The sequence below is a fragment of the Caldicoprobacter algeriensis genome (assembly GCF_023838525.1).
In the GTDB taxonomy this organism is placed as follows: Bacteria; Bacillota; Clostridia; order Caldicoprobacterales; family Caldicoprobacteraceae; genus Caldicoprobacter; species Caldicoprobacter algeriensis.
In genome coordinates this window covers 35,829-56,705 of sequence record NZ_JAHUQD010000012.1, presented here as the reverse complement: position 1 = coordinate 56,705, position 20,877 = coordinate 35,829, and the positions used below count along the sequence as shown (strand labels likewise).

The 20,877-nt window shown below is 47.9% G+C and carries 25 protein-coding genes; all 25 read left to right on the top strand.

Translation table 11 applies throughout. The features are described from left to right. Window positions 1-67: 67 nt before the first annotated feature. Entirely contained in the window at window positions 68-283 is a 216-nt protein-coding gene (locus KVG29_RS08340) for a flagellar FlbD family protein (protein WP_252227775.1), read from the top strand. Between the two features lie 5 nt (window positions 284-288). Further along, window positions 289-1,074 carry a motility protein A gene (locus KVG29_RS08335; RefSeq protein WP_252227774.1) on the top strand — a complete coding sequence of 262 codons (786 nt, stop codon included), beginning with the start codon at window positions 289-291 and terminating at the stop codon, window positions 1,072-1,074. Between the two features lies 1 nt (window position 1,075). Further along, the gene (locus KVG29_RS08330; RefSeq protein ID WP_252227773.1) at window positions 1,076-1,873 is read left to right on the top strand and encodes an OmpA/MotB family protein; all 798 of its coding nucleotides are present in this window, start codon (window positions 1,076-1,078) and stop codon (window positions 1,871-1,873) included. A 23-nt stretch (window positions 1,874-1,896) separates the two neighbouring features. Continuing rightward, complete coding sequence (locus tag KVG29_RS08325; protein ID WP_252227772.1) at window positions 1,897-2,334, top strand: flagellar basal body-associated FliL family protein; 438 nt, start codon at window positions 1,897-1,899, stop codon at window positions 2,332-2,334. Between the two features lie 22 nt (window positions 2,335-2,356). Further along, entirely contained in the window at window positions 2,357-3,349 is a 993-nt protein-coding gene (fliM, locus tag KVG29_RS08320; RefSeq protein ID WP_252227771.1) for a flagellar motor switch protein FliM, read from the top strand. Window positions 3,350-3,358: 9 nt separating this feature from the next. Continuing rightward, a complete protein-coding gene (gene fliY, locus KVG29_RS08315; RefSeq protein ID WP_252227814.1) occupies window positions 3,359-4,471 on the top strand; it encodes a flagellar motor switch phosphatase FliY in 1,113 nt (370 codons plus the stop codon). Between the two features lie 44 nt (window positions 4,472-4,515). Continuing rightward, window positions 4,516-4,878, top strand: coding sequence for a response regulator (locus KVG29_RS08310; protein ID WP_252227770.1), 363 nt, complete (start codon window positions 4,516-4,518; stop codon window positions 4,876-4,878). After that, complete coding sequence (locus KVG29_RS08305) at window positions 4,875-5,237, top strand: FliO/MopB family protein (RefSeq protein ID WP_252227769.1); 363 nt, start codon at window positions 4,875-4,877, stop codon at window positions 5,235-5,237. The genes KVG29_RS08310 and KVG29_RS08305 overlap by 4 nt, the downstream gene beginning before the upstream one ends. After that, a complete protein-coding gene (gene fliP, locus KVG29_RS08300; RefSeq protein ID WP_420840542.1) occupies window positions 5,224-5,997 on the top strand; it encodes a flagellar type III secretion system pore protein FliP in 774 nt (257 codons plus the stop codon). The genes KVG29_RS08305 and fliP overlap by 14 nt, the downstream gene beginning before the upstream one ends. Before the next feature lie 15 nt (window positions 5,998-6,012). Further along, window positions 6,013-6,285, top strand: coding sequence for a flagellar biosynthesis protein FliQ (gene fliQ, locus KVG29_RS08295; protein WP_252227768.1), 273 nt, complete (start codon window positions 6,013-6,015; stop codon window positions 6,283-6,285). A gap of 7 nt (window positions 6,286-6,292) precedes the next feature. Then, window positions 6,293-7,084: a flagellar biosynthetic protein FliR gene (gene fliR / locus KVG29_RS08290; protein ID WP_252227767.1), complete on the top strand. Its 792-nt coding sequence runs from the start codon at window positions 6,293-6,295 to the stop codon at window positions 7,082-7,084. Beyond that, window positions 7,081-8,166 carry a flagellar biosynthesis protein FlhB gene (gene flhB / locus KVG29_RS08285; RefSeq protein ID WP_252227766.1) on the top strand — a complete coding sequence of 362 codons (1,086 nt, stop codon included), beginning with the start codon at window positions 7,081-7,083 and terminating at the stop codon, window positions 8,164-8,166. The genes fliR and flhB overlap by 4 nt, the downstream gene beginning before the upstream one ends. Window positions 8,167-8,181: 15 nt before the next feature. Next, window positions 8,182-10,215 carry a flagellar biosynthesis protein FlhA gene (gene flhA / locus KVG29_RS08280; protein ID WP_252227765.1) on the top strand — a complete coding sequence of 678 codons (2,034 nt, stop codon included), beginning with the start codon at window positions 8,182-8,184 and terminating at the stop codon, window positions 10,213-10,215. Between the two features lie 4 nt (window positions 10,216-10,219). Continuing rightward, the gene (gene flhF, locus KVG29_RS08275; RefSeq protein WP_252227764.1) at window positions 10,220-11,359 is read left to right on the top strand and encodes a flagellar biosynthesis GTPase FlhF; all 1,140 of its coding nucleotides are present in this window, start codon (window positions 10,220-10,222) and stop codon (window positions 11,357-11,359) included. Then, on the top strand, window positions 11,359-12,252 hold the full coding sequence (locus tag KVG29_RS08270) for a MinD/ParA family protein (protein WP_252227763.1): 894 nt from the start codon (window positions 11,359-11,361) through the stop codon (window positions 12,250-12,252). Before flhF ends, KVG29_RS08270 begins: the two co-directional genes overlap by 1 nt. An 18-nt stretch (window positions 12,253-12,270) precedes the next feature. Beyond that, window positions 12,271-12,936: a flagellar brake protein gene (locus tag KVG29_RS08265; protein ID WP_252227762.1), complete on the top strand. Its 666-nt coding sequence runs from the start codon at window positions 12,271-12,273 to the stop codon at window positions 12,934-12,936. Between the two features lie 83 nt (window positions 12,937-13,019). Then, entirely contained in the window at window positions 13,020-15,011 is a 1,992-nt protein-coding gene (locus KVG29_RS08260) for a chemotaxis protein CheA (RefSeq protein WP_252227761.1), read from the top strand. A gap of 16 nt (window positions 15,012-15,027) precedes the next feature. Further along, the gene (locus tag KVG29_RS08255) at window positions 15,028-15,471 is read left to right on the top strand and encodes a chemotaxis protein CheW (protein WP_252227760.1); all 444 of its coding nucleotides are present in this window, start codon (window positions 15,028-15,030) and stop codon (window positions 15,469-15,471) included. 20 nt (window positions 15,472-15,491) lie between these two features. Beyond that, entirely contained in the window at window positions 15,492-16,115 is a 624-nt protein-coding gene (locus KVG29_RS08250; protein WP_252227759.1) for a chemotaxis protein CheC, read from the top strand. Beyond that, complete coding sequence (locus KVG29_RS08245; protein ID WP_252227758.1) at window positions 16,116-16,604, top strand: chemotaxis protein CheD; 489 nt, start codon at window positions 16,116-16,118, stop codon at window positions 16,602-16,604. A gap of 16 nt (window positions 16,605-16,620) precedes the next feature. Continuing rightward, window positions 16,621-17,409 (top strand): sigma-70 family RNA polymerase sigma factor, encoded by a 789-nt coding sequence (locus tag KVG29_RS08240; protein WP_252227757.1) that lies wholly within the window; start codon window positions 16,621-16,623, stop codon window positions 17,407-17,409. Beyond that, window positions 17,406-19,205 (top strand): FapA family protein, encoded by a 1,800-nt coding sequence (locus KVG29_RS08235; protein WP_252227756.1) that lies wholly within the window; start codon window positions 17,406-17,408, stop codon window positions 19,203-19,205. Before KVG29_RS08240 ends, KVG29_RS08235 begins: the two co-directional genes overlap by 4 nt. A 14-nt stretch (window positions 19,206-19,219) precedes the next feature. Further along, on the top strand, window positions 19,220-19,552 hold the full coding sequence (locus KVG29_RS08230) for a hypothetical protein (protein ID WP_252227755.1): 333 nt from the start codon (window positions 19,220-19,222) through the stop codon (window positions 19,550-19,552). A gap of 30 nt (window positions 19,553-19,582) precedes the next feature. Beyond that, the gene (locus KVG29_RS08225) at window positions 19,583-19,981 is read left to right on the top strand and encodes a DUF6115 domain-containing protein (protein ID WP_252227754.1); all 399 of its coding nucleotides are present in this window, start codon (window positions 19,583-19,585) and stop codon (window positions 19,979-19,981) included. Window positions 19,982-20,141: 160 nt separating this feature from the next. Further along, window positions 20,142-20,849, top strand: a complete 708-nt coding sequence (gene rpsB / locus KVG29_RS08220) for a 30S ribosomal protein S2 (protein WP_252227753.1) — start codon at window positions 20,142-20,144, stop codon at window positions 20,847-20,849. The last annotated feature ends 28 nt before the right edge of the window (window positions 20,850-20,877 follow it).

The following is a 20,877-nucleotide window of genomic DNA, read 5'->3' as shown; positions in this document are numbered from 1 at the left end:
AGTTTAGGTTCACAGCCGGGTATTGGCTTCTGGCTGTGAACCTGAACCTTTGAATGGGGGTATGCTCTTGATTAAGGTGACGCGTTTGAACGGTGAGGAATTCTACATAAACCCCGATTTGATCCAATATATTGAAAAGACGCCCGATACGGTAATAACCCTGACAAACGACAAAAAAGTAGTGGTCAGGGAAGAAGTGGAAGAGGTAATTCAGCGCATTGTAACCTTTAAACGGCAAATTTTCGGTTTTGTTCAAAGGAATGAGGAATTGGCAGGTGAATGATGAATATGGACATAGCTACTCTGGCAGGAATTATAGCCGGTATATCGTTTATCGTTGCAGGAATTTTGATGTCGGGGGACTTGGGCAATTTTTATGATGCGCCCTCCATAATGATCACGTTGGGCGGGACCTTTGCTGCGACGCTTATATCCTACCCTATAAAGAACATCATAGGGGTTTTAAAGGTTACCAAAAATTTATTTTTTACCAAGGCCAAGGACCCCAACGAAATCATACGCCAGATCATAGATCTGGCTAATATTGCTAGGAAAGAAGGGCTGCTGGCACTTGAAGAGGCTGCCTATAAACTGGATGAGCCCTTCATGCAGAAGGGGATACTGCTCATCGTTGATGGCACTGACCCCGAACTTGTCAGAAACATAATGGAAACCGAGCTCACCTTTATTGAAGAGCGTCACAGCCAGGGCCAGGCTATTTTTGAAACCATGGCCTCGCTGGCACCAGCGTTTGGAATGATTGGAACCCTTATAGGCCTCATAAACATGCTAAAGATGCTGGATGACCCTTCTTCGGTAGGACCCAATATGGCGGTGGCGCTGGTTACCACATTTTATGGTTCCATACTGGCAAATCTATTTTTTACCCCGACTGCCAATAAGCTTAAGCACAGGAGCGCGCAGGAGATGCTCTACAAGGAGATCATGCTGGAGGGCATACTTTCCATACAGGCAGGAGAAAATCCCAGGATTATTGAAGAAAAGCTTAAAGCGTTTTTATCGCCCCAGGAGAGGAAGGCTTTAAACGACAATTCAACCGCAGGTGAGGAATGAAATGAAAAGAGAACGAAGGAGAAAAAAGTCAAGCGGCGGAATCGCTGAATGGTTTGTTACGTATTCGGATATGGTGACTCTTCTTCTGACGTTTTTCGTAATGCTGTATTCTTTTTCGATAATAGACATGCAAAAGTGGGAAGCTCTGGTTGAGTCGTTGAGGGAAGGCATTGGGGTTTTAGAAGGTGGTTCCAGTATCGACGATGTGCCTAAGGTGGACAAAGAAGGTACCTCACCTGTCGACCTGTCAGAGCTAATTGGGGATAAGATGGAAGAGAACAATGAAAATCAGAAAAATACTGGGCAGGTTGACCCGTTTTTAAAGCTTTATGAGCAGATGAGCCAGTATATAGCTCAAAATAAAATTCCAGCACAGCTGGAGCTTTCGCCGACTCAGACCGAAATCCTCATCCGCTTCAAGGATTATGTGCTGTTTGATGTAGGCAAGGCCGAGCTCAAACCTGAAGCCAAGGAAATACTTGACAGGATTGCTAAGATACTGCTCAATTACGTTGACCAGATTGATAGGGTGCGCATCGAGGGGCATACCGATACTCAGCCGATAAACACGGTGTTTTATCCTACAAACTGGGAACTTTCGGTGGACAGGGCCATAAAAGTGGTAAGGTATTTTCAGGAAAAGCATGGTTTTCCCGGCAATAAGCTGTCGGGTGAGGGTTACGGAGAGTATTATCCCATAGCCTCCAATGAGACCGAAGAAGGACGGGCCAAAAACAGGCGAGTGGATGTACAGATTGTAAAGGCCATCAACGTAAACAATGCACAAACTATAGAGTAAAGGGGTTAAGTGGTGCTATGAATATGAAGAAATTGCTGGCAATCATTGTACCACTCTTTGCGATTTCATTTGTTGGAATGGGGTTTATATTGTATTTGATGCTGAATCCATCAAATCCAGCCAATGGCGCTCAAAAGGATGATAAGGACGATATAAAGAAAGAGGTTTTCGTGTTTCACGATGACCAGCCTTTTATTACCAATTTAAAAGACAGCGATTCCTATTTAAAGGCAGATATATCCATAGAGGTTGAAAACCAGAAGGACGTGGAGGTCTTAAACAAGAATTTGCACAAGGTAAGGGACAGGATCATATCGATACTGAGAAATGTTTCAGAGGAAGACATGAAGCGCAGCGATATCCAGGAAATTTTGAAAGATCGAATAAAACAGGATTTACGGGAAAGTTTGAAGATCGATACCATCACTGGCATATATTTCAACGAGTTTGTGATGCAGTAAGGGATAAGGGAGGTACGTTTTGGTGGCTGAAGTACTGTCGCAACGAGAGATTGACGAGCTCCTGGCAGCTTTTATGGCGGGAGCGGTAAACATAAACGAGATCAAAGAAGAAACGCCCGGAAAAAAGATAAGCGTATACGACTTCAGAAGGCCCAAGAAGTTTGCCAAAGATCAGCTTCGTACCCTCCAGATCATACACGAGAACTTTGCACGGCTTATGGGATCGTATTTCTCGGGAATTCTGCGTACATACTGCCAGATAGATTTGGTGTCGGTGGAACCGCAGACATACGGCGAGTTCATCAATTCACTCCCTGACCCTGTTGTCCTGGGAATCATCGAATTCAGGCCACTGAAAGGCTCTATAATACTGGAGTTTTCGCCCAATGTCGTGTATGCCATAATTGATCGCATGCTGGGCGGGCTGGGACTGGCTCCTGAGAAAGTCAGGGATTTTACCGAGATCGAGATCGTGCTGATCGAAAGGATAATAAAACAGCTTTTGCCTATAATGAACAGCTCGTGGGCCAACATCGTCAATGCTGAGTTCACCCTGGAGCACATAGAAACAAACGCCCAGTTTGCGCAGTTGGTTTCGCCAAACGAGTCCATTGCCATAGTAACCCTTGATGCGCACATCGGAGACGTCGAGGGAATGATGAACATATGCATCCCTTACTTAGTGATTGAGCCTATCATACAGCAGTTGAGCTCCAAGCACTGGTTTTCTACAAAGCTTGCTGAAGAAAACGAGCGAAAATTCTATGAGTTGCTGGCTTCTCAGATAGAGACCACCCCGGTTGAGTTAAAGGCGGTACTGGGGGAGACCAGCATTACCATCAGAGACCTCATAGAGCTTCAGAAAGGGGATGTGATCAAGCTGGACAAGAAGGTCGACGAGGATATCGATGTCTATGTTGGCGGTGTCAAAAAATTTTGGGGGGTTGTGGGCTTGAAAAAGAACAACTTGGCTATTCAAATCACCAGTATATGTAAAGAAGGGGGAAAGGTTTGAACCATGGACATGAACGATATGCTGTCTCAGGAAGAAATAGACGCTCTGTTGAGGGATCAGGCTATTGTAATGCAGCCATCACAGCAGCTTGCCCCGGAAGAGATCGACGCTTTGGGAGAAATAGGTAATATCAGCATGGGCACGGCCGCAACCACCCTTTCGACTCTGATTGGCAAGAAAGTGATAATCACCACCCCTGAGGTCACCATAACCACTATTCGAGAGCTTGCAAAGCAGTATCCCATTCCTTTTATAGCGGCAGAGGTACAGTACACCGAGGGGCTGGAAGGGACCAACATCCTGATCATGCAGGAGAGGGACGTCAAGATTATCACTGATCTGATGATGGGTGGAGACGGTACCAATATTGAGGGCGAGATCAGTGACCTGCATTTAAGCGCTATAGGTGAAGTGATGAATCAGATGATGGGCTCTGCTTGTACTTCATTGTCCACCATGTTCAACAAGAGCATTTTGATATCGCCGCCCAACACGTTTGTTATGGATTTTACCAGCGATTTCCCGTATACCCTTTTTAAATCCGATGAGCCCATAGTCCGGATCAACTTTAAGATGGTGGTCGAGGGGCTTATCGATAGCTACATAATGCAGCTGTTGCCCATTGACTTTGCGAAGGAGCTGCTGAGCAATTTGCTGGGGGGATACGATCAGCAAACAACGCACCAAACAGTCGAGCAGCAATCAAGTGCTGTTTCTTTGTATAGTGAGCTATCACAAACCCCGCAAAATTCTAGCAGGTTACAGGAGCAACGAGATTCTTATGATACCCCTAAGGCTAAGCCTATAAATGTCCAGCCTGTTTCGTTTCAGCCTCTGGAAGAAAAGCCGACAAGTGGAGGCAAGAGCAACCTTGATCTGATATTGGACGTGCCTTTGCAGGTATCGGTGGAACTGGGAAGGACGCGTAAGCTTGTCAAGGAAATTCTTGAGCTCACCACCGGTTCGGTGATAGAGCTTGATAAGATGGCCGGTGAGCCGGTAGACGTCCTGGTGAATGGAAAGGTGATCGCTAAAGGTGAAGTAGTGGTAATCGACGACAGCTTTGGCGTCAGGATAACCGATATAATAAGCCCTGCCAAAAGGATATCAAGCCTTAAATGAGCTTTACATTGTGATAATATTCATGACAAAAAGGGAGGATGGTTATGGGAAAGAGAATTCTGGTGGTTGATGATGCCGCATTCATGCGCATGATGCTCAAGGATATACTGACCAAAAATGGGTATGAAATAGCCGGTGAAGCCGAGAACGGGTTAAGGGCCGTGGAAAAGTATAAGGAGCTTCAACCCGACCTGGTCATTATGGATATTACCATGCCTGAGATGGACGGCATCCAGGCGGTTCGAGAGATCAAAAAGATAAATCCTGATGCAAAGATAATGATGTGCTCTGCTATGGGGCAGCAGGCCATGGTGATCGAATCCATACAGGCGGGGGCACGGGACTTTGTGGTCAAACCCTTCCAGGCCGACAGGGTCATTGAAGCAGTTAAAAAGATCATTGGATGAGCGAAACGATGGAAGAGATCCTCCGTGCTATAGGTATTTTAATAGCGTTTATAGTCGTCTTGGTCCTAGCCTATCTGACGGCGCGGTTTGTGGGTACAAAGTTTGCCGGCTATACAAGCGGGAAGTACATAAGAATAATTGATCGAATCTTTTTGGGAAAGGATAAGTGGGTGTGCATCATACAGGTGGGCAGTCAATACTACATAGTGGGGATTACCAGCCAGAATATGGAGTTTTTGGGGCAAATATCCCAGCAGGAGTTGATACCTCTTCATTCCGAAGGGAAAAACGGTTTGTTTGCCAATTTGTTGGGAAATTATCTGAAAAAGCTCAAAGGTGAGGCAGATGGGGATGGTTAAAAGGCGGTTTTTTATGGTTGTGGCATTTGCTACACTGATATCTTTATCATCGCTTGTATGCGCTTATAGGGCTTTTGCACAGCCCTCTATCCCCATTCCCCGCTTGGAGGTGGAAGCCGCACAATCTCCTCAGGATGTGGTGGACAGCCTGGAAATACTGGGCATCCTGACGGTATTGGCGCTGGCGCCTTCCATCCTCATCATGATGACCGCCTTTACCCGTATAGTAATCGTGCTGGCGTTTGTGAGAAATGCCCTGGGGACACAGCAGACGCCGCCTAACCAGGTTTTGATAGGGCTTGCCCTTTTCCTAACCTTTTTTGTGATGGCGCCCATTGTGACGCAGATAAATGAGAAGGCGATTCAACCCTATCTGGAGGGGAGCATAGACCAGCAAACCGCTGCCCAACAGGCTATCAAGCCCATCCGGGAGTTCATGCTAAAACAGACCAGGGAGAAGGACCTGCTGTTGTTCCTAGAGCTTTCGGGGCAAAAGCAGCCCGAAACCTATGACGATATTGCCACCCATGTACTCATACCAGCGTTTATAACCAGCGAGCTTAAGACGGCTTTTCAGATCGGGTTTTTGATATACATCCCCTTTATCATCGTGGATATGGTGGTTGCCAGCACTCTTATGTCCATGGGTATGATGATGTTGCCTCCAGTTATGATCTCATTGCCGCTCAAGATTCTGCTGTTTGTGATGGTGGATGGGTGGGACCTGGTGATTAAAAATCTGGTGACGGGATTCAGATGAAGGAGGAGTAGTGCAGTGAGCCAGAGGGAAATAATAACGCTGGCACAACATGCAATATACACGGGAATACTGCTGTCGGCACCCATGCTGGGGCTGGGCCTGGTGGTGGGGCTAATCATGGCCATATTCCAGGCCATTACGCAGATAAACGAGCATACCCTGGTTTTCATCCCCAAAATTCTGGCGGTGGCTGTTGCCCTTATCATATTTGGCCCATGGCTTTTGGAGACCATAGTCAATTTTACGCTGAGGCTGTATAACAGCATAAATACCATGCTGGGATTGTGAACTGAAAATGCTGGATGCACTTGTGAAGGTTTTCTTAAACCTTGACACTGTACTTCTGGTGCTGGCCAGGATATCTGGCATGTTCTTTATGTCGCCGGTGTTTGGAAGAAGAAACGTCCCCGCCATCTTTGCCATAGGCCTTATACTGGCGCTGACTTATATTACAGTGGCTTATTATCCTGTTTATGGACAGGCAATTGATGTAAGTTCGTATGTAGAGCTGGCTTTTTATATTATCAAAGAACTTATCATAGGCATCATCATGGGCTATGTGGTACTGCTGGCTTTCTCGGCCTTTTTGCTGGCAGGCCAGCTCATAGATACCCAGATTGGATTTGGCGTTGTGCATGTACTGGACCCGCATACCAATGTTCAGATTCCGCTGGTGGGCAATTTCAACAACGTGCTTGCCATGGTACTGTTCTTTGCCATGGATGGGCACCATAACCTCATCAGGCTGCTCATGTACAGCTTTGAAGCATTACCCCTGGGGAAGGCGGCGCTGACGGGGGATATAGCGCTTCCACTGTTCAATATGTTTGTGGAGTTTTTCGTGCTGGGACTCAAGATGGCCGTGCCAGTTATAGCTTCGGCCTTGCTGGCCGAGGTGATATTCGGCATGCTGGTGAGGGTGATACCGCAGATGAACATATTCGTGATCGGGTTGCCCTTTAAAATACTGATAGGGTTACTGGTGCTGTTCTTGACGATACCTGTATTGATAAGCGTGATGGATGGCACCTTCATGTCCATGTTCAAAGGGATAAGGAGTGTAATACAAGGGTTGAGCCTGCAATGATGCGCATGAACCTTCAGCTTTTTGCCGAGGAAAGGACCGAGAAGGCCACCCCCAAAAAGAGGAGGGAGGCCAGGGAAAGAGGTCAGGTATTCAAAAGCGTTGAGCTCAATTCAGCCGTGACCCTTATAGTGGGGTTGTTGGCCCTAAAATTTACGTCCTCCTTTATGATGGAGAAGCTGTGCTGGGCATATGATCGATATCTTCAAGCTAATGCCCTTTTTGATCAGCTTTATACATATACCGGCATTGTGGCCATGGCCAAGGAGATAATGTATACAGTGGCACTGGTGGCGCTGCCGCTGTGCGGGCTGGTCATGCTGGCCGGGCTGGCCATCAACTACTGGCAGGTGGGGTTCATATTTACCACCAGGCCGGTGATACCCAATTTGAGCCGCATAAACCCGCTGGAAGGGCTGAAGAGGATATTTTCAAAGAGGACTCTTGTTGAGCTTTTGAAGTCATTGCTGAAGCTGGCTATAGTGGTGTTAATCTCCTACCAAGAATTTATGGCAGACATAAAGTCTCTGGCCCAGCTGGCCAAATGGGACGTGAAAAGGAGCTTTATTGCCGTGGCCGATATGGCCTTTAACATCGGAATAAAGATGGCAGTGGTATTTATTATACTTGCGGTGTTTGACTATTTTTACCAGTGGTGGGAGTATGAAAAGAGCCTCAGGATGACAAAACAGGAGCTGAAGGATGAATACAAGGAAGTGGAAGGGCATCCTTTGATCCGCTCGCGGATACGCGAGCGGCAGAGGCAGATTGGGCTGCGCAGGATGATGCAGGAAATACCCAGGGCGGATGTGGTCATAACCAACCCTGTACATTTCGCGGTGGCTTTGCGCTATGACCCAAAGGAGCACGACGCACCTGTGGTGGTGGCCAAGGGGCAGGATTATCTCGCGTTGAAGATCAAGGAGGTGGCTAAAAAGCACGGGGTGTATATAGTGGAGAACAAGCCTCTGGCTCAGATGCTATACAAATCCACCGAGATAGGGCAAGCCATACCGCCCGAGCTGTTCCGTGCAGTAGCAGAAGTCCTGGCCTTTGTGTACAGTATGAGGGGGAAACGTATTTGAGGGGGAGGTTTGGGGTTGAAGTTTGCAGACGTCTTCATCGCTTTTATAATCGTAGCCGTCGTTCTTCTCATCATCCTTCCGCTGAATGAAGTGATGATGGACATACTCCTCACCATAAATCTTTCATTGTCGCTGGTCATATTGTTTGTTACCCTTTACGTAAAGGAACCGCTGGATTTTGCGGTATTTCCTTCGGTGCTCCTGATTACTACCCTTTTCCGCCTGGCGCTCAACATATCGTCCACCAAGCTCATCCTGGGTAAGGGCTCGGCCGGAAGGGTGATCGAAACCTTTGGCCATTTTGTAGTGCAGAGCAACCTGGTGGTAGGGGCCATCGTGTTTCTGATCATAATAATCGTGCAGTTCATCGTCATAACAAAAGGGGCCGAGAGGGTGGCAGAAGTTGCGGCGCGCTTTACCCTGGATGCTATGCCTGGAAAGCAGATGGCCATCGACGCTGATCTAAATTCGGGGCTGATCGATGAAAACGAGGCTAAAAGGCGCCGGCAGAGGATACAGCAGGAGGCCGACTTTTACGGTGCTATGGACGGTGCCAGCAAGTTCGTCAAAGGCGATGCCATAGTTGGAATTCTGATTACCATCATCAATATAGTGGGCGGTATTATAATTGGCTCGACCAGGATGAGGATGCCAATTGAACAGGTACTTGAGCGCTACACCATATTGACCATAGGCGATGGGCTAGTGAGCCAGATTCCCGCTTTGCTCATCTCCACCGCCACCGGCATCATCGTCACCAGGGCAGCTTCCGAATCCAATCTGGGGCGGGACCTGCTTAAGCAGATAACCGGTCAGCCCCTTGTGCTTATACTGGCTTCAGTTCTTCTGTTTATAATGGGGTTTTTCCCGGGGTTTCCGCGCTGGATACTGTTTATAATGGGGGCTGGCATGGCTTATATGGGTTATACCCTGATCCAGGCTTCCAAGGTGTCGTCGGTGTCTGCTGGGCAGGAGGTTGCTCCCGAAAGCGTGCTGGAGGAGATGCGAAAGCCCGAAAACGTAATACGGCTTTTGGAAGTCGATCCGCTGGAAGTGGAGTTTGGTTATGGCCTTATACCCCTAGCGGACGTGAATCAGGGCGGAGATTTGCTGGACAGAATAGTCATGATACGAAGGCAGATGGCCCTTGACGTGGGGCTCATCGTTCCGGTAATAAGGTTGAGGGACAACATACAGCTTGAACCAAACGAATACGTCATAAAGGTGAAAGGAGTGGAAGTGGCCAGGGGGCAGGTGTTGCCCGACCACCTGCTTGCCATGGACCCGGGCACCGTTGAGCAGCCCATAGAAGGCATCGATACCGTGGAACCCGCCTTTGGCTTGCCTGCTAAATGGATTAAAGAACATCAGAGGGAAAAGGCTGAGATGCTGGGTTATACGGTGGTGGACCCTCCTTCGGTTATATCTACTCACCTCACCGAGGTTATAAGAAAGCATGGGCATGAGCTGATCAATCGTCAGGATGTGCAGACTTTATTGGACAACTTAAAAGAGAAATATCCTGCGCTGGTGGAAGAAGTGGTGCCCAAGACTTTGACGCTTGGCGAGGTTCAAAAAGTTCTGGCCAACCTGATAAAGGAGAATGTGCCAATACGGGACATGGTCACCATACTCGAGACGCTGGCCGATTACGGCAATATAACCAAAGACCCTGATATGCTGACCGAATACGTGCGCCAGGCCCTGTCCCGTACCATTACCTTGAGGTTTGTGCCCGAGAAGAAGGCAAAGGTTTTAACGCTTGCTCCCGAGCTTGAAAAGGCCATAATGGATAGCGTTCAGCAAACCGAGCACGGATCTTATTTGACATTGGAACCAAATAAGATGCAAGCCATATTTAAAAACCTCACCAAGGAGCTGGAGAAGTTTACTTCTCTGGGGCTGCAGCCCATAGTGCTGACTGCGCCGGTTGTGAGGATGTATTTCAAGAAGCTGACCGAGCAGATAGCGCCGGATTTGGTGGTTTTATCGTATAACGAGCTGGACAGCTCAGTAGAGATACAGTCAGTAGGGGTGGTGAGAGCTTAAACATATGAAAGTAAAGAGGTACATCGGTCATACCGCTCAGGAAGCCATGCAAAAGGTTAAGGATGAAATGGGCAAAGATGCCCTCATACTTAGCACCCGCAAGATACGGCAAAAGGGGATAACCGGCTGGTTTAAGAGGCCGCTGATTGAGGTGGTGGCAGCTGCAGATGAGTCAAATGAAGGAAATTTCACCCCCCGCAGGATAGTGCCTGCTAATGCAACAAACTATGCTTCACCGGTAAGGCAGGATGATACTAGCAAGGTTTTGGAGAAGCTAGAGGCTCAGATCTCAAATATGGGAGAAATTTTAAATAAATTGACAAGTGGCTTTAAGATAATGGAAAATCACGCAGGGCCGGGCATAAAACAGGAGTATGTTCCCTATTATGAAATGCTGGTCAAAAACGAGGTGAATGAGGGCATCGCAAAGGATATCATCGAAAAGGCAGGATTGATTCATGAGAGAAGCTCCGTTGATTTTGAGCGGTGCTTAAAGCGGGTGCTTATGGAGCATATTGGCCCTTCACGGCCTCTGGAGGTGTCCCCCGGCAGCCGCAAAGTAGTCGTATTTGTAGGCCCTACGGGAGTCGGCAAGACCACCTCTCTGGCAAAGCTGGCGGCCATATTTTCCATACAAAAGCAGATGAAAGTGGGGCTTATAACCGCCGATACATACAGGATTGCAGCGGTGGACCAGCTGAAGATATACGCTGAAATCATGGAGATTCCCTTGAGCATCCTGTATTCGCCCAGGGAGATGTTGGCGGCTCTGGAAGAACACAGGGATAAAGATGTCATATTTGTAGATACGGCTGGCAAGAGCATCAGGGACAGGGCACAGGAAAAGGAGATACTGGAGCTCATTTCCCTGAGCAAGGCCGATGAGGTCTATCTGGTGCTGAGCTGCAACACCAGCTATTCCGGGTGTTTAAATATAATAAAGAGCTACAGCTTTCTGCCCGATTACAAGCTGCTCTTCACAAAAATGGACGAGGCCTCCAACTATGGGGTCATATTGAACTGCCGGTATATCAGCGGTAAGCCGCTGTCGTATATAGCTACCGGCCAGAGCGTTCCCGATGATATAGAGGTGGCAGATCCAAACAAGCTGTTATCCTGCATTATGAAAAGGGTGGAAGTTTGATGGATCAGGCCGAAAGGTTAAGGCAGATTGTAAAGGACTTAAAAGAAAAACAGCGTGCCTATACTCAAAAGGCGCGTATCATAACTGTAACCAGCGGCAAGGGTGGTGTGGGCAAGACCAATTTCACACTCAACTGTGCCATTGCTTTAAACAGCATGGGATACAGGACGCTCATCATAGATGCTGACTTCGGACTGTCAAACATAGACGTGATGCTGGGGATGATCCCCAAGTACAACTTGTTCCACGTAATCACCCACAAAAAGAGGATTGAAGAGGTTATAACCGAGGGCCCCTGTGGTATTAAATTTATAGCAGGGGGGTCGGGTATATGGGAGCTCATCAACCTTTCCACTCAGGATATGGAAGTCTTGATGAAGCAGCTTGAGCGGTTGGATGATCTGGCAGATATAATAATGATTGATACCGGAGCCGGCGTTTCTGAAAGGGTCATTCAGATGATTCTAGCTGCCAACGAAGCTATTGTAATCACCACGCCCGAACCCACATCGGTAACCGATGCATATGCTCTAGTAAAGTCGGTGGTAAACATAAAGAGGGATATGAGCTTGAGGCTGGTGGTCAACAGGGCCGAGAGCGCCCAGGAGGCAAGGGACGTGATGGACAAGCTTATCAGGGTAGCTCAAAGGTTCTTGGATGTAACGCTGGAACCTCTGGGGTATATACTGTATGACGATGCGGTGGTAAGGTCCACCAAGCGGCAAAAGCCGTTTGTGCTGGAATATCCCAGGAGCTATGCATCCAGACAGGTGTACAGCATGGCCCAGGCCATAATGGCAGGAGGACGACAAGACGATGGCAGGGTGCAGGGGCTTAAAGGGTACGTAAACCAGCTTCTTAAGCTGTTCGATTCTAAACGAAAGGCGCTTTAGGGGGATGGTAGAGACGTCATGCTTGTAAAGGAGATCATCAACATCGGCGAGAAGATCGAGGTAGTGGTGCAGGAACGTTTAAATGCCGACGAAAAAGCTTGTTTCAGCATGGTACAGGATGTCCCCCAAGATGATGAATTGTTGATCACCATGCCGATGCTAAAAGGGGAGCCTGTTGTGCTGAGCATTGGGCAGAGGATAAGGATAAATTTCTTCCGCGAGCGAGGGCAGTTTTACTTTGAGGCTGAGGTTATTGACCGTCAACGGACAGAGACAGTGTACCTTATACGCCTAAAGCAAACCTCACCGATACACAGGCTTCAGAGGCGCAGCTTTTACAGGTTGAAGATAAGTCTGCCTGTCCTTTTTAGGTTGATTGAGCAGGGTCCCGAGCAGCCGGATTATATGAAAGCTTATACCGCAGATATAAGCGGTGGTGGAATGCGGCTTTTGACCGATAAAAAGCTTGAGCCCGGTCAGCAGGTGGAATGCCGGATTCCAATCGGAGAGAGGGGTTTTCTTGAGTTAAAAGGCCTGGTGGTGAGGGTTGTTCCCTGTGTTGAGGGGAACTACAAATTTGAAGTGGGGGTTAAATTTGTCGATATTTTGGAGGCCGAGCGAGACAGGCTGATTCAATTCATATTTCAGCAGCAGCGCAGGTTAAAGGCTAAAGGGCTCATATAGTTTTATTGGGGGTATATGCCGTAAAAGGGCGCGTTTAGTGGCAAGACCTTGTACAAAGCGAAAGGATTGGAGGTGTTAATTCAATGGATAACGCACAGTATATGAAACTATTCATAGAGGAGAGCAAAGAGCATCTTCAAAACCTGAATAACAACCTTCTTGTGCTGGAGCAGCAGCCAGATAATACCGAAGTGATAAACGAGATATTTCGATCGGCCCATACCTTGAAGGGCATGGCTGGCAGCATGGGCTTCAAGACTATAGCAGACCTGGCCCACGCCATGGAAAACGTGCTGGACAGAATTAGAAAGGGTAATATGGGCGTCAATGTAGAGATTATGGATGTGCTGTTTGAGGCTCTTGATATCCTAGATGGGCTGATTCAAGACGTCATACAAGTTGGCATGGAAAACCCGCAGGATATAAGTGGTATAAAATCAAAACTTGAAGGAGTTATTAATGGCACAAACAACAAGGATTTAGGCCAGAGTGCACAGAAGCCCGATAAAGAAGGTTTGTCCCTCGACGAGCATCATTTTCATGTGATAGACGAGGCTGTGAAAAACGGCTTTACTCCTTATTACATAGAGGTCAAGCTCAAGGAGACCTGCCTTATGAAGGCAGCCCGGGCGTACATAGTCTTTAAAGCCATCGAAAACTTTGGCCACATAATTCATTCCCATCCGTCGGCTCAGGACATCGAGGAGGAAAAGTTTGGTCTGTCTTTCTCTGTGGTGGCAGTATGCAAAGCCGAGCTTGATACCATAAAGAAAGAGCTGGACAGCATTTCAGAGATAGAAAACATCAATATAAGGGAGATTCAGCCACATGACATAAAAAGCCGTAACCAGAGCGAGAACAGGAAACCTCAACCGCAGGGTACAGACAGGGGGACTATACCAGAAGTAAAGGACAGGCTATCCAAAACGGCCGGCAGGAGCATAAGGGTTGACATCGAAAGGCTGGACAGGCTTATGAACCTGGTCAGTGAGCTGATCATCATTAAAAATCGCATCCAGGACTTGCAGCGGTATAACGATACAGCGGCAATGGCCGAATCGGTTGAGTATCTGGGCCGGGTGACCAGCGAGCTCCATGATGCCGTTATGAAAGTAAGGATGATCCCCATACAGACCGTGTTTGAGCGGTTTCCCAGAACGGTTCGAGAGCTGTCCAGGAGTACGGGTAAAGAAGTTAAGCTCAACATATTGGGAGCCGAAACCGAGATTGATCGGACCATCATCGATGAAATCGGTGAACCGCTTATACACCTTATCAGAAATGCCATTGACCACGGTATAGAGGCTCCTCAAGAGCGCGTAGCTCTTGGCAAACCTCCTGTTGGGGCTGTCGAACTTAAAGCCTACCACGATGGTGATAACGTGGTGATAGAGGTCAGCGACGATGGGAGAGGTATAGATATCGATAAGGTTTTAAAGCGTGCCGTACAGCAAAATTTGGTATCCCGCGAGGAAGCCGAAAGCTTAACCCAGCAGGAGATATTGCAGTTTATATTTGAACCCGGGTTCAGCACGGCAGAAAAGGTAACTGATATCTCGGGGCGCGGCGTTGGAATGGATGTGGTCAAAACCAAAATCGAGTCCATGGGCGGTGTGGTTGATATAGACAGCCGGCCAAACCAGGGGACGCGGTTTATAATCCGCTTGCCGCTCACCCTGTCCATCATCCAGGCTTTGCTTGTCTCCATGGGGCAGGAGGTTTACGCCATACCTATAGGTTCCATAAAGGAAATACTAGAAGTGCCGGCCGGGGCTATAAAGATGGTACGACAAAAAGAATTCATCGATTATCGTGGTTTGTTGATACCTTTCATTCGACTGGCAAAGGCACTTGAATGCCCTGATGAGGCTAAATCGGGGGAGCTGGTCACTGTGGTGATAGTAAAGAAGGGGGAGAGGCTGGCGGCACTGTCTGTGGATGGGCTGATAGGCCAACAGGAAATAGTGATCAAGCCGCTGGGCAAAGCGCTGTCAAAAATCAAGATTATGTCAGGGGCCACCATCCTGGGTGACGGGAGGGTGGTGCTCATCCTGGATATAAACCATCTGGTTTGAAGAGGGGGTTATAAAGTTGCCTAAAAGCAGCGAGCTTAAGCAGTACATAGCCTTTGAGATAGGCAATGAGATATATGCCGTGGATGTACTGTTTGTGGAGTCGATAGAGAGGATGGCACAGATAACCAGAGTTCCACACAGCCCCTATGAGGTGTTGGGGATTATCAACTTGAGGGGCGATGTAATACCGGTGATGAGTGCGAGGCGTGTGCTGGGCTATGAAGAAATGCCTTCTACCGATGCGACACGGGTGGCAATAGTTCGGTACGATGAGTATCGGATAGGGATGATAGTTGACCGGGTAACCGAAATATTGAACATACCCCATGATAAGGTACAATGGGGTGTGGAAGCTTTAGATGGAAAAAGAAAAGGGGTCATCTCTGGACTTATAAACCTTGGAGATAAGCCCGTTATGGTGATGGATATACCCCGTACTTTGGAATTGCTGTTAAACTGAAAGGAGAGCAGGGGTGCAATATGTCATTTTCCTTTGATAGCTTGAGTTCTCTGCATTTGGACATATTGAAGGAGATAGGCACAATTGGTGCAGGCAATGCCGCTACATCCCTTTCAAAGATGCTTGACAGGCGAATCGACATGAACGTTCCCGAGATAAAGATAGCCGAATTCAGAGATGTGGAAGACATAATGGGTGGGGCAGAAACTCCGGTGGTAGGCATATATCTGGAGTTCAGAGGCGATATAAGCGGCACCGTCCTATTGGTGCTGGATGTTATCTCAGCCAAGCACATCACCGCCTTGTTGCTGGGGAATGTCTACTGCGATGGCTTGTGGGAGGACTTTTCGGAGATTGAAGTATCGGCGCTGGAGGAGCTTGGAAACATACTCACGGCTGCCTATCTGGGAGCCATATCGTCGTTTACCGGGCTCACCATGAAGCCATCTGTTCCGTATTTTGCGTGCGATATGCTGGGTGCCATACTCAGCGTTCCCATGATTCAATTCGGTCAGACCAGCGATAAGGCAATGTTTATTGAAACCGACCTGATAAATGGTACAGAGCGGTTCAGAAGCCATTTTATAGTCATACCTGATATGGAATCTTTTCCCGTTATTCTAAAGGCTTTAGGGGTTGTGTAAATGGACCGGGTAATCAAGGTTGGTATGGCTGATTTAAAGGTTATTGCAGGGAATGGCGTTCTTGTCACTCTGGGTTTGGGCTCGTGCGTGGGAATTGCGCTGTATGACAGGACCACCAGGACAGCTGGGCTGGCGCATATAATGCTGCCTTCAAGTAAGCTGATAAAACACAATCAAAACAGGGCAAAGTTTGCCGATACAGCCGTTGAGTACCTTCTTGAACTGATGATGAAGATGAACGCTCAAAGGGAGTGGATAACCGCCAAAATAGCAGGAGGGGCACAGATGTTTTCGTTCAAAGGCAGTACAAGCGAGGTTTTGAATATCGGCGAGAGGAACGTACAGGCCACCATTGAAGTGTTACGGCAGCACGATATACCCATTGTTGCCCAGGATACCGGCGGCAATTATGGGAGGACCATTGAACTTCATGCAGCCAATGGCATTTTGGTGGTTAAGACTATCGGCCACGGCGTAAAGATACTATGAAGATGAGGAGAGGGACATGTCGAAAAGAGTGGCTGTGACCGAACTTCAGAACCTGTGGACCGAGTATAAAAAGCATAATACAATAGAATCGAGGAATGAACTCATACTCAAATACAGCTATCTGGTAAAGCGTGTGGTCTCCAGGCTGACCTATATAAACAATCCCTCCAATCCTTCCTTGGATATGGAAGATTTGATAAGCTATGGAATACTTGGATTGATCGATGCGATTGAAAAGTATGACCCATCGAGGAACGTTAAGTTTGAGACATATGCGACATTTAGAATAAAAGGCGCTATCATAGATCAGCTGCGCAAGCAGGATTGGGTTCCTCGCTCTCTGCGCACAAAGACTAAACAGCTCAGCGAGGCCATTGACGCGGTCGAAAAAGAGATGGGTAGGTCCGCAAGCGATCAGGAGATAGCCCAGACCTTAGGAATTTCGGTTGAAGAGCTTAGAAAGACGATGGTAGAGGTACACTCTTTTGCTGTGGTTTCGCTGGAAGAACAGCTCTATGAGATTGCCAGTTCCCTGGCAGTCCCCAGCCGCTATGACGATCCCGAGCATGTGGTTCAGGCAAACGAGCTTAAACGCTATCTGGCAAAGGCCATCGAGGAACTGCCTGAAAGGGAAAAAATGGTCATAAGCCTGTACTATTTTGAGGAGCTAACTTTGAAAGAGATTGGCATGGTCCTTGGCATTTCGGAGTCAAGGGTTTCACAGCTTCATACCAGGGCGCTGCTTAAGCTTAAAAATAAGCTAAGCAGGATTAAAAGCGATTTATTGGAAGGGGAATTGGCGTGAGACGGGAGGTTATAGTAGAGGGAAACACCTATAACGCTGCTCTGGAGAAAGGCCTCAAGGCCCTTGGCGTAGAACCAGGAAAGGCAAAGGTTGAGGTCATTCAGGAAGGCAGGACCATGATGGGCATAGTGATCAAGCCGTACAGGCTCCTGCTTTATGTAGAGGAGGAAAGCCGACAGGCAGGGGAGAGCCAGGACAAACAGCTTCCCCAAAGCTTTGCTCTGGAATACAAAGAAGATGGGGTATACCTTACGGTGTTTATTCCCCCTTCAAAGTTTACAAAATCGGACGAGGAGACCATTATGCATCATTTGAGGAGAAAAAGGATTGAGGGGTTAATGGTAGACGCCGCTGCCCAGGCAATGTATAAAAATCCCGGCCGTCCAGTTAAGGTTGCAGAGCCACAGCCCGAGCTACCGGTGGATGAAGAGGTGCTGGTGTATATCTCGCAGGATGGGATGCAGGCCACCATCATGCTGCTGCCGCCCGAAGGGGGAAGGTTGCTGACGTACCAGGATGTGATACAGGCTTTGAAGGATAAGGGGGTGGTGTACGGCATTGACGAGGATGCCATACGCCAGGCGCTGAACAGCCGCAGGTACGGTCAGGAGGTAATCGTTGCCCATGGACAGCCGCCACAGGATGGAGAGGATGCCAGGCTTACCTACCATTTTAAACCGGACAGGAAATCAAAGCCCGAAATCAGGGAGGATGGAACGGTAAATTATCATTCGCTGGACAATATAGAGAATGTAACCAAGGGCCAGGTGCTGGTGACGCTAATCCCTCCTACGCCGGGCGTTGACGGGAAGACGGTGTGCGGAACGGCGGTGCATGCTAAACCCGGCAAACCTTTGATTTTACCAGCAGGTAAGAATGTAGTAGTCTCGGACGATGGGTTAAAGCTTGTGGCAGCCATAGACGGAAAGGTAGAGATGATAGGCGGCAGAGTGCACGTGTATAGCGTACACGAGGTAAAAAACAATGTAGACAACTCCACAGGAAATATAAATTTTGTGGGCAGCGTCATCATACATGGGAATGTTCTGTCGGGGTTTGAGGTGAGAGCTGGTGGAAGCATAGAAGTAAGGGGCGTGGTGGAAGGGGCAACGCTGATTGCTGAAGGAGATGTTGTGTTGAGAAAGGGCTTGCAGGGGATGAAGAAGGGAGTAGTTCAGGCAGGAGGCAGTGTAACCGCGCGGTTTATAGAAAACGGCAGTGTGTACGCCAAAGGAGATGTTACCGCAGAGGCCATAATGCACAGCAACATTGTAAGCGGCCAACACGTTAGGCTGATAGGCAAACGGGCGTTGATAGTGGGCGGCAGGGTGCATGCGGCGTTGGGCATATCGGCTTCCACCATAGGCTCACCTATGGCAACTGCTACCATTCTTGAGGTGGGAATAAGCCCTGAAATCAGGCAGGAATACGAGCAGCTCAAGGAGGAGCTGCAGAGGCTGGAAAAGGAACAGCATAAGATCGAACAGGTGATGGCGGTCTTGAGTAGAATGGAATCAAGCGGTAGACTGCCTCCGGATAAGCTGATCACCAAGCAGAAGGCGTTGAGGGCGAGAGATGAGTACAGCGTGAAGATTCCTGCCATCAAGGCACGGATTTTTGAGCTGGAAGAGGCGTTTTTAAGGGGTGCACAGGGCAAGGTCCATGTGAAAAAGGTGATTTATCCTGGCGTATCTATAACCATTGGCCAGTCAACCCTTAACATAAAGGACCCCATCAATTACGTAACCTTTTTGCGGGATGAAGGAGAAGTACGTTTTGTAACATATGAAGGATGAGAGGAGAAGGACATGTGTCGGTGCGGCCGATAGATATCCAAATTAGCATACAAAGGACAAACGAATACACAAAAGAGGCTGACCTTCAAAACCAGAAAGTCAACATAAACCAGTTTACCAATACCCGAGAGTTTCAACAGGTCATCGATAATGCTCAGCGTCAGGTGATACCAACGGGACATATATATCATAAAAGGATTGACAAAGAACATGACAGACGACATCGTCATTCAAGGTATGCCAAATCTGATCAAGTTAAAGATAAAAAATGTGATCAAGCTGTTTTAAGCAATAAGGTTGAAATAAAGGAAAGGGATAAGGGGTTCAACATCGATATCAGAATTTAGAAATTTGGCAATATATCAAGGGGGAAGAGTATGAGCGAGGGTTTGATGTTCCTCTTGTCGGGCTTAATGTTTTTATTTGTGATCTTTTGGCAAACAAGGAAGGACAGGCTATACCTCTTTGAGCTGGAAAAGCGCTTGGAAGAGAAGGAAAAAAGGTTATATGAATTGTATCATGCGGTGGAAGACATAATTCGCAATGCATTTCCCGAGGCAGAAAATGCGCTGCTCCATAATGGTGTGATCAACCATGAAGCTCAACTACAAAATTCAGGCGAAAGTTTGAGGCAAAATATTGATGTAGGTTATAATGAAAAGCGCAAGGCTGTCATACTCATGCACAAGAGCGGGAGCACTGAGGAGGAAATAGCCAGGAAGCTGGGTATTGGGAAGGGAGAGGTAAAGCTGATCCTGGGGCTTAAGGATAATTGAGGTTCCGCGCAAATTTGTTGTTGAATTGAAAAACGGCTTATGCTATACTACTAAAGGTGGTGCAATACACACCCTTCCTGATCAATTGGCTGGTGCCAGTGAAGCTGGTTGTCAATTGAGATGAGGGATGGGGAGGCATAACTTTGAGGAGGTGAAAGTTATGGCAGTTGTCAACATGAAGCAACTCTTGGAAGCAGGTGTTCACTTTGGGCATCAGACCCGGCGCTGGAATCCAAAGATGGCTCCTTATATCTTCACTGAGAGAAACGGCATATATATCCTGGACCTGCAGAAGACCGTCAAATTGCTGGAGCAAGCCTATAATTTTGTCCGTGATGTGGCTGCCGAAGGAAAAGGTGTGCTGTTTGTAGGTACCAAAAAGCAAGCCCAGGAGTCAATTGAGACCGAAGCCAAACGGTGCGGCATGTTCTATGTAAACCACAGATGGCTGGGTGGTATGTTGACCAATTTCGCTACCATCAGCCAGAGGATAAGGCGACTTAAAGAGCTTGAAGAGATGGAAACCAATGGTATGTTTGACGTGCTTCCCAAAAAAGAGGTCATAAAGCTTCGTGCAGAAAAGGAGAAGCTGGAGAAGAACCTGGGCGGCATAAAGGAAATGAGGGAGCTACCGGGTGCCGTATTCATCGTTGATCCCAAAAAGGAACACATTGCTGTGAGAGAGGCTAGAATTTTGGGTATTCCCATTGTGGCTATCGTAGACACCAACTGCGACCCTGACGAGATAGACTATGTAATTCCTGGCAATGATGATGCCATAAGGGCCATCAAGTTGATAACGTCCAAGATAGCCGACGCAGTCCTGGAAGGGCGTCAGGGCGAACAATTTACTGCTCAAGAGGAATAAAAAAAGGGGAAGAGAAGGGGTTACCGTT

Bases quoted from the DNA above. Each gene is read 5' to 3' on its own strand.
- KVG29_RS08240 (WP_252227757.1), top strand. From the start codon at position 16,621: ATGTCGAAAAGAGTGGCTGTGACCGAACTTCAGAACCTGTGGACCGAG.
- fliR (WP_252227767.1), top strand. From the start codon at position 6,293: ATGCTGGATGCACTTGTGAAGGTTTTCTTAAACCTTGACACTGTACTT.
- KVG29_RS08245 (WP_252227758.1), top strand. From the start codon at position 16,116: ATGGACCGGGTAATCAAGGTTGGTATGGCTGATTTAAAGGTTATTGCA.
- fliP (WP_420840542.1), top strand. From the start codon at position 5,224: ATGGGGATGGTTAAAAGGCGGTTTTTTATGGTTGTGGCATTTGCTACA.
- KVG29_RS08325 (WP_252227772.1), top strand. From the start codon at position 1,897: ATGAAGAAATTGCTGGCAATCATTGTACCACTCTTTGCGATTTCATTT.
- rpsB (WP_252227753.1), top strand. From the start codon at position 20,142: ATGGCAGTTGTCAACATGAAGCAACTCTTGGAAGCAGGTGTTCACTTT.
- KVG29_RS08225 (WP_252227754.1), top strand. From the start codon at position 19,583: ATGAGCGAGGGTTTGATGTTCCTCTTGTCGGGCTTAATGTTTTTATTT.
- KVG29_RS08270 (WP_252227763.1), top strand. From the start codon at position 11,359: ATGGATCAGGCCGAAAGGTTAAGGCAGATTGTAAAGGACTTAAAAGAA.
- KVG29_RS08260 (WP_252227761.1), top strand. From the start codon at position 13,020: ATGGATAACGCACAGTATATGAAACTATTCATAGAGGAGAGCAAAGAG.
- fliY (WP_252227814.1), top strand. From the start codon at position 3,359: ATGAACGATATGCTGTCTCAGGAAGAAATAGACGCTCTGTTGAGGGAT.
- KVG29_RS08250 (WP_252227759.1), top strand. From the start codon at position 15,492: ATGTCATTTTCCTTTGATAGCTTGAGTTCTCTGCATTTGGACATATTG.
- KVG29_RS08305 (WP_252227769.1), top strand. From the start codon at position 4,875: ATGAGCGAAACGATGGAAGAGATCCTCCGTGCTATAGGTATTTTAATA.
- KVG29_RS08265 (WP_252227762.1), top strand. From the start codon at position 12,271: ATGCTTGTAAAGGAGATCATCAACATCGGCGAGAAGATCGAGGTAGTG.
- KVG29_RS08330 (WP_252227773.1), top strand. From the start codon at position 1,076: ATGAAAAGAGAACGAAGGAGAAAAAAGTCAAGCGGCGGAATCGCTGAA.
- flhB (WP_252227766.1), top strand. From the start codon at position 7,081: ATGATGCGCATGAACCTTCAGCTTTTTGCCGAGGAAAGGACCGAGAAG.
- KVG29_RS08310 (WP_252227770.1), top strand. From the start codon at position 4,516: ATGGGAAAGAGAATTCTGGTGGTTGATGATGCCGCATTCATGCGCATG.
- KVG29_RS08335 (WP_252227774.1), top strand. From the start codon at position 289: ATGGACATAGCTACTCTGGCAGGAATTATAGCCGGTATATCGTTTATC.
- flhF (WP_252227764.1), top strand. From the start codon at position 10,220: ATGAAAGTAAAGAGGTACATCGGTCATACCGCTCAGGAAGCCATGCAA.